Source organism: Pectinatus brassicae, assembly GCF_014201835.1.
In the GTDB taxonomy this organism is placed as follows: Bacteria; Bacillota; Negativicutes; order Selenomonadales; family Selenomonadaceae; genus Pectinatus; species Pectinatus brassicae.
This window is the reverse complement of sequence record NZ_JACHFH010000036.1, coordinates 19,224-27,002: the sequence shown is the minus strand read 5'-3', so window position 1 is coordinate 27,002 and position 7,779 is coordinate 19,224. Positions and strand designations below refer to the sequence as shown.

Sequence of the window (7,779 nt, the reverse complement as noted above, 5' to 3'; positions counted from 1 at the left end):
ACGGGGATAGCCTGTGGAGATAATGTAAGACGTGTTTTTTGCGCAACTATCTATGAAGCAGGAACCCCGCGACTTTAGTCGTGGGAGGTTCAGGAAATTGTTTTCCCGTTATCTGCAATCAGAAATAGAAGAAATGCATGCCAATAATGTTTGCTTAAATTTTATAGGTGATATAAAGGCATTATCTATTAGTTTACAAAAACAGATAGACAGTGCAAGAAATAAAACGATGAATAATACTGGTCTGCATTTAAATATTGCTGTAAATTATGGCGGCCGTGCCGAAATAACAGCCGCTGTGCAAAATATAGCGCAGGAGATTGTTGATAATAAAATTACAGTGCAGGATATCGATGAACAATTTATTGATGATAATTTATATACAGGGCAGCAGCCGGCAGTGGATTTACTGCTGAGAACTGGCGGGGACATGCGCATAAGTAATTTTCTTTTATGGCAGTGTGCTTATGCTGAGTTATTTTTTACTAATTATAACTGGCCGGAGTTTACCCCAGAAAATTTTGTTGATATAATTAGGGAATATCAAAAGCGTGATCGCAGATTTGGTGGATTAAACGCAGAATAATATGAGGTGTCGATTTTGCTGACTAGAATAGTATCGGGTATCGTGGGGATTGCGATTACTTTCTTTTTAATAATGACAGGAGGCGTGTTATTTACGCTTTGCCTGGCGGTTTTGGCAGCACTGGGCTGGCTGGAATATGTTCGTGCTTTTAAGAATAAACAGCTGAATATTTCTTTATATTTGGGAATGCTGGCAGTAATCTGTCTTACTTTAAGCGGCAGTATAATTATAGATAATATGCCAGTAAGTTTTTTTATGCCAGTGATGACAATTATAGTAATAGTATTTTTGATAAAAATGGTTCTATATCATGAAAAATTTTCACCTGTGCAGGCAGCTGTTACACTTATGGGGATTTTTTATATAGGCAACGGCTTTTATTATTTATTGCAGATGCGGCTGGGCTTAATATCTGATTATGCAACACCGCAGGGACTGTCATTAGGCTGTGCCTTATTATGGCTGACGCTTATTGGTACATGGGCCAGTGATACGTTCGCTTATTTCAGTGGGTATTTATTAGGCCGGCATAAATTATGTCCACAGGTAAGTCCGAAAAAAACAGTAGAAGGACTTATTGGTGGAATAATCGGCACTGTTTGTGCCGTTGGCGTTGCCGGTGCATATTTTGGTTTTGCAGTATGGCCCATGTTTATTTTGGGAGCAATGATAGCGATTATAGCGACTATTGGTGATTTAGCAGAATCAATAATTAAGCGTTATACGGGCATAAAAGACTCAGGCAATCTTATTCCTGGCCATGGCGGTGTGCTGGATAGGTTTGACAGTTTGTTATTTACAGCACCATTTGTCTATTATTTTTATGTTTTTTTACATAAATATTTTATACAATAAATAATTTATAAATTACAAGGCATAATATCTTGGAAGGATTATATATGAAGAAAATTTCTATACTGGGGTCAACTGGCTCAATTGGCACGCAGACTTTATCAGTAGTCCGTCAGCATCCTGATTTATTTAGAGTTGAAGCAATAGCAGCTAATTGTAATGACGAATTACTCGAAGCACAGATAAATGAATTTAAACCACAATTAGCTGTTTTATATGATGAGGCTGCTGCCAAAAGACTGCAAAAGCGTTATAGTGGCAAAACAAAAATTATGGCAGCTGATGCAGGTCTTATTATAGCGGCTACTTTACCCGAGATTGATACAGTAGTTACCTCGCTTATGGGCTTTGCCGGATTAAGACCAACATTAGCAGCAATTGAGGCCGGGAAGAATATAGCTCTGGCCAATAAAGAAACCTTGGTGGTAGCCGGTGAACTAGTAATGGCAAAAGCTCAGGAAAAAAACGTGGCAATATTACCGGTTGACAGTGAGCATTGTGCTATTTTTCAATGTTTGCAGGGGAATGAACGCGAAAAGATAGAAAAATTACTGCTCACAGCATCAGGCGGTCCTTTTCGCGGCCAAAAAACTGCTGATTTATTAAATGCTGGTGTCGCGGACTGTCTAGCTCATCCTACATGGTCGATGGGACAGAAAATTACTATTGATAGTGCATCTTTAGTCAATAAAGGACTGGAAATTATTGAAGCGCATTGGCTGTATAATATGCCTTATGAAAAAATTCAGGTAGTGGTGCATCCGCAGAGTATTCTCCATTCGATGGTGGAATATATTGATGGAACTGTTATGGCTCAGCTGGGTTCTACAGATATGCGACTGCCAATTCAATACGCTCTGACTTATCCGGAACGTATAAATTTACAGGCGAAAAAGCTTGATTTTTGGAATATGCCAAATCTTACATTTGAAAAACCAGATACGCAGACTTTCCGGGGCATAGACTTAGCTTATAATGCCGGAAAAATAGGCGGAACTATGCCGTGTGTTTTAAATGCAGCTAATGAAATAGCTGTTGATGCCTTTTTACATAATAAGATAAAATTTCTCGATATATATAATATTATTGAAGAAGCCATGCAAAGTCATCAGGTTGACTACGCCCCTACAGCAGAAACTTTCTTTGCTGTTGACGAAGAGACTCGTTTTTTTGCCAAAAATCTGATAAAATAGCACTAAGACATTACAAAAACTAAGGTGGAGGCTGAGAAAATGACGCAACCTGATAATGCTGTTAAAATAAAAAAAGATTCAATCAATGTAGTATATTGTACGGACAATAAATATATATTATATATGGCAGTATCATTGACGTCGTTAATCTTAAACAATCTTAGTGAGAAAATAGCTGTTCATATTATTTACGGCAGTGATACTTCTTTAGCTGAACTTAAAAAAATACAGCAGCTTGAACAAAAATATGCGAACATAAAAATTTGTTTATATCCATTTGCTCCATATGAAAAAGAGTGTCAGCAATTGCTGGGCGGCAGCAAAAATTGGGTGCAGTATATGCGTTTATATATAGATGAAATACTGCCGGAAGATTTGTTGCGTATAATTTATATTGATGCCGATAGTCTCTGTGTTGGCAATATAAACGCAGTAGCGTTTATCAATTTAAGAGATAGAGCTATTGGGGCTGTATCAGTCAGCGATGATGAACTGATGAAAATTTACAAGGTTGATAATGAGAAAAATGTTGTTCCGTTTAAGTTCAGCAATATTTTTCTAAATGCCGGATTTTTATTGGTAGATATGGATAAATATAAAAGACGGCAGCTGCGAAAAAAAATAATGACATTTGCTCAGCAAAATGATATAAATAATATTGAAGAAGCTGTTAGTTGTGCTTTAAATGGTGAATTTTATCATTTGGATGGTCGTTATAACAGATTGTTGTCTCCCGCATATCCTTGGTATAAAGGCTATGAACAGGATATCATATGGCATTTTTGTGGTGATGTTAAGCCTTGGCAGCTATGGTACAGGGCAGCAGATGATGGATATAATAATAATCTATATCGAGCATTACAGGATGTCTATTTTGTTTATGCCGATGAGGCGCCTTGTAGTGTAAAAGCAATAGAACCGGTAACAATAAATGAAATAATTTTTACTATGATGGCAATGAAAAGAGATAAAAAATATAAAAAATATGTAGAATATTTTCTGCAGATTAGTAAATTTTTAGCTAAATCAAGTAAACTTAATACTGCGCAAAAAATACGCCGCTATGATGAGCTGCTGCTTGAAATCAAGCAGGGACATAATAATGGTCATAATGGAGAAATGCTGCGTCAGGTGCTGCAGGCGGTAAAATTAGCATGGCCCAGTGCAGCTGAGTTTTTAGAAAAAGTATATTGATGTTTTATTTATGATGGAGGAAATATATGGGTGTTAGTATAACAATGCTGGTAGCAGTAGTAGTAGTGTTTGGAATTCTCGTGCTGGTGCATGAATTGGGCCATTTTATTACAGCTAAGCTTACTGGGATGCGGGTTGATGAATTTGCTATTGGTTTTGGTCCCAAACTTGTAAGTTTTCGTTATGGCGAAACTGAATATTCAATACGTGGGATACCGCTTGGCGGATTTAATAAAATCTCTGGTATGGAACAGGATGACAAGGATGCCGGCGATAGAGCTTATTGGGCAAAACCTGTATGGCAGCGAATGATAGTTATCGTGGCAGGCGCATTGATGAACATAGTTTTGGCTTATGTGCTAATTGTTGGACTATTATTTAGTTCTGGTATACAGGCTCCAGTCAAAGAGGCTGTCTTAGGTGGTGTTGTTGATCAAAAACCAGCAGCACAGGCGGGGTTACAGGCTGGTGATAAAATAGTGGCTATTGATGGTAAAAAAATAGCTACCTGGCAGGATTTTGCTTCTGTAATAAAAGTATCTGATGGCAAGGTGTTAGAGATAAAATATATACGTGCTGATAAAGAACACGAAGCTAATCTTATACCGGAATATGATAGCAGTTCTAAGCAGGCTATGGTAGGCGTTATTGCTGCAACTAGTACAACTCCGGTAGGTTTAGGTGAATCATTTGTTTTAGCCGGTAAGCAGCTTTTTTATATAATCTATACAATGATCAGTTCACTTGTGGGAATGATAACAGGAAGTGTTCATGCTGATTTGGCAGGACCAATAGGTGTGGCCACCATTATTGGACAGGCGGCTGAGATGGGCTTTAAATCAGTACTTAATATAATGATTTTATTGAGTATAAATTTAGGTATAATAAATCTTTTGCCGGTACCGGCACTTGATGGCGGACATTTCTTTACTTTATTGATTGAAGCATTGCGTGGTAAACCGCTTAGTCCTGAGCTTATGAGAAAATCGCAGTTTGTGGGATTAGCCTTATTATTGATGCTGATGTTCTTTGCTACAGCACAGGATTTCTCTCGTTTATTTGGATAAATAGAAGATGATTTAAAACTAACCGCTCTTTACACTGCCCCATTATTTGTGTAAAGAGCGGCTTAGTCATAAGATAAAATTTTAATAAAAGGTTAGATGGTTTATGATAAAAAGAAAAAACACTCGGTCAATTTCTATCGGTAAGATAAAAATTGGCGGTGGAGCACCTATTTCAGTCCAATCTATGACCAATACCAAAACAGACGATACCACTGCTACAGTTGAACAAATTAAACAATTACTGGCAGCGGGCTGTGATATTGTACGAGTCGCAGTCCCTGATATGGTTGCTGCTGAAAATATCTTTAACATAAAAAATGCTGTAGATGTTCCGCTTATAGCGGATATTCATTTTGATTACCGCTTGGCATTAAAGGCTATTGAGCAGGGAATAGACGCACTTCGAATAAATCCCGGTAATATCGGTGATGAAGACAGGGTCAAAAAAGTTGTTCAGGCAGCCAAAGCTAAAAATATTCCAATTCGCATTGGGGTAAATGCCGGTTCCCTTGATAAGCAATTGCTGGAAAAATATAATGGAATTACGGCGGAAGCTTTAGTGGAAAGTGCTATGCAGCATGTACATATTTTAGAAAGACAGGATTTCAATGATATTAAAATTTCACTAAAAGCCCATGATGTGCCGCTTACTATTGATGCTTACCGCTTGATGAGCCAGACAGTGGATTATCCGCTGCACTTAGGCATAACTGAAGCAGGTACGGTAAACACCGGCATAATAAAATCAGCCGTGGGAATTGGCGCATTATTAGCAGAAGGTATTGGTGATACTTTTAGAATTTCGCTTACAGGAAATCCTGTAAATGAAGTCAAGGTTGCTAATGAGATCTTAAAATCACTGGGATTAAGAGAATATGGCCCGACGCTGGTATCGTGTCCAACCTGCGGCCGCTGCAATATTGATCTGCCGCAGATAGCCGGGCAGGTTGAAGAAAAACTGCAGGCGATTAAAAAGCCGATAAAGGTTGCTGTTATGGGCTGCATTGTAAATGGTCCCGGCGAAGCTCGCGATGCGGATTTAGGTATTGCTGGTGGTAAGGGTGAAGGACTATTGTTCAGCAAGGGACAAATTATAAGAAAAGTACCGGAAAATGAATTGGTACAGGCATTATTTGCAGAAATCGATAAATTGATATAAAAGAGGGGTTTTTTAATTGTACGCATCAAATCTTTATGCACCAACATTACGTGAAGTACCGGCAGAAGCTGAAATTCCAAGTCATCAGCTGATGCTTAGAGCCGGCTTTATCAGAAAAGCCGCTGGTGGTGTTTATACATATTTACCATTGGCTTGGCGCACCTTGCGCAAAATTGAACAGATTATCCGCGAAGAAATGGATGCTGCCGGTGGACAGGAAATTGCTATGCCAATTATGCAGCCATCAGAACTCTGGAAAGAATCAGGCCGCTGGGAAGTTTTCGGTGATGAAATGTTTAAAGTAAATGACCGTCATGGTCGTGAATTTTGCCTTGGGCCGACACATGAAGAAATAATTACCGATTTGGTACGCAATGAAATTCGTTCTTATAAACAGCTGCCGGTATTGCTTTACCAAATCCAAAATAAATATCGCGATGAAATTAGACCACGTTTTGGTTTAATGCGTGGCCGTGAATTTATTATGAAGGATTTATATTCTTTTGATAAAGATGAATCTGGCTTAGATATTTCTTACCAGAAAATGTATGATGCCTATACTAATATCTTTAATCGCTGCGGCTTGGTGTTCCGTCCGGTTGAAGCTGATGGCGGAGCTATTGGCGGTAGTAATACCCATGAATTTACGGCATTGGCTCAAACTGGTGAATCAGAAATTGCTGTCTGCACCAAATGCGATTATGCCGCTAATAATGAAAAAGCAGAGCTGGCATTAATTGAAGCTCCAGCTGAAACTGAATTAGCTTTAGAAAAAGTTGCTACACCTGATACTAAAACTATTGAAGCTGTTATTGAATATTTGAATTTACCGATTGAAAAAAGCATTAAAGCCGTGGCTTTTGAAGATGAGCATGATAGACTTATCTGTGCTTTTGTCAGAGGTGACCATGAAGTAAATGAAGTTAAACTGCAAAATGCGGTTGAAGCTGTAAGTTTGCGTATGGCCGATGAAAATGTTATTACAGCTGCTGGCGGTGTAGCTGGGTTTATGAGTCCGATTGGTTTGGATAGAAAAAAAGCAGTCGTTGTTGTTGACCAAAGCGTAATGGCAATGAAAAATGCTTGCTGTGGTGCTAATGAAGCTGATAAACATTATATAAATGCCAACCCTCAGCGTGATTTTGGTGAAGCTATTGTTAAAGATATTCGTCTTATCGCAGCTGGGGACCCATGCCCACATTGCGGTGCGCCGGTAGAAATTACCCGCGGTATTGAAATAGGTCAGGTATTTAAGCTGGGAACAAAATATTCCAATGCTATGCATGCTGGATTCTTAGATGAAAATGGCCGCGAAAAACCATTTGTTATGGGATGCTATGGTATTGGTGTAAGTCGTACGATGTCGGCTGCCATTGAACAACTGCATGATGAAAACGGTATAATCTGGCCAAAAGCAATTGCTCCGTATGAAGTAGCAATTGTGCCGATTAATGCGAAAGATGAAGCACAGATGGAATTAGCTGAAACAATATATCAGGCTTTGAAAAATGCTCATGTTGATGTATTATTAGATGACCGTAAAGAACGTGCTGGCGTTAAATTTAAAGATGCTGACCTTATTGGTTATCCGGTTCGAATAACAATTGGGCCTAAAGCTATTAATGAAGATAATATTGAAACCAAAGTACGTAAAACTGGTGAAATATTTAATTTTACTAAAGAAAATTATTTAGTAAAAGTTCAGGAATTATTGCAGGATCTTTGATA

Annotated in this window: 7 protein-coding genes; all 7 read left to right on the top strand. The window is 38.4% G+C overall.

The genetic code is table 11. The features are described 5' to 3' along the window. The first annotated feature begins 52 nt into the window (after positions 1–52). Positions 53–586, top strand: a complete 534-nt coding sequence (uppS, locus tag HNR32_RS11465; RefSeq protein ID WP_183862794.1) for a polyprenyl diphosphate synthase — start codon at positions 53–55, stop codon at positions 584–586. A gap of 15 nt (positions 587–601) precedes the next feature. Further along, the gene (locus HNR32_RS11460; protein WP_183862792.1) at positions 602–1,441 is read left to right on the top strand and encodes a phosphatidate cytidylyltransferase; all 840 of its coding nucleotides are present in this window, start codon (positions 602–604) and stop codon (positions 1,439–1,441) included. A gap of 44 nt (positions 1,442–1,485) precedes the next feature. After that, positions 1,486–2,631 (top strand): 1-deoxy-D-xylulose-5-phosphate reductoisomerase, encoded by a 1,146-nt coding sequence (locus HNR32_RS11455; protein WP_183862790.1) that lies wholly within the window; start codon positions 1,486–1,488, stop codon positions 2,629–2,631. Positions 2,632–2,670: 39 nt separating this feature from the next. Then, a complete protein-coding gene (locus HNR32_RS11450) occupies positions 2,671–3,825 on the top strand; it encodes a glycosyltransferase family 8 protein (RefSeq protein WP_183862787.1) in 1,155 nt (384 codons plus the stop codon). A 26-nt stretch (positions 3,826–3,851) separates the two neighbouring features. Beyond that, positions 3,852–4,892 carry an RIP metalloprotease RseP gene (gene rseP / locus HNR32_RS11445; protein WP_231038097.1) on the top strand — a complete coding sequence of 347 codons (1,041 nt, stop codon included), beginning with the start codon at positions 3,852–3,854 and terminating at the stop codon, positions 4,890–4,892. Positions 4,893–4,995: 103 nt separating this feature from the next. Next, positions 4,996–6,051 carry a flavodoxin-dependent (E)-4-hydroxy-3-methylbut-2-enyl-diphosphate synthase gene (ispG, locus tag HNR32_RS11440; protein ID WP_183862785.1) on the top strand — a complete coding sequence of 352 codons (1,056 nt, stop codon included), beginning with the start codon at positions 4,996–4,998 and terminating at the stop codon, positions 6,049–6,051. Positions 6,052–6,067: 16 nt separating this feature from the next. Continuing rightward, the gene (locus HNR32_RS11435) at positions 6,068–7,777 is read left to right on the top strand and encodes a proline--tRNA ligase (protein WP_183862783.1); all 1,710 of its coding nucleotides are present in this window, start codon (positions 6,068–6,070) and stop codon (positions 7,775–7,777) included. The last annotated feature ends 2 nt before the right edge of the window (positions 7,778–7,779 follow it).

What these genes read in the sequence shown, in the direction of transcription:
- rseP (WP_231038097.1), top strand. Translation starts at nt 3,852, where the DNA reads ATGGGTGTTAGTATAACAATGCTGGTAGCAGTAGTAGTAGTGTTTGGA.
- ispG (WP_183862785.1), top strand. Translation starts at nt 4,996, where the DNA reads ATGATAAAAAGAAAAAACACTCGGTCAATTTCTATCGGTAAGATAAAA.
- HNR32_RS11455 (WP_183862790.1), top strand. Translation starts at nt 1,486, where the DNA reads ATGAAGAAAATTTCTATACTGGGGTCAACTGGCTCAATTGGCACGCAG.
- uppS (WP_183862794.1), top strand. Translation starts at nt 53, where the DNA reads ATGAAGCAGGAACCCCGCGACTTTAGTCGTGGGAGGTTCAGGAAATTG.
- HNR32_RS11450 (WP_183862787.1), top strand. Translation starts at nt 2,671, where the DNA reads ATGACGCAACCTGATAATGCTGTTAAAATAAAAAAAGATTCAATCAAT.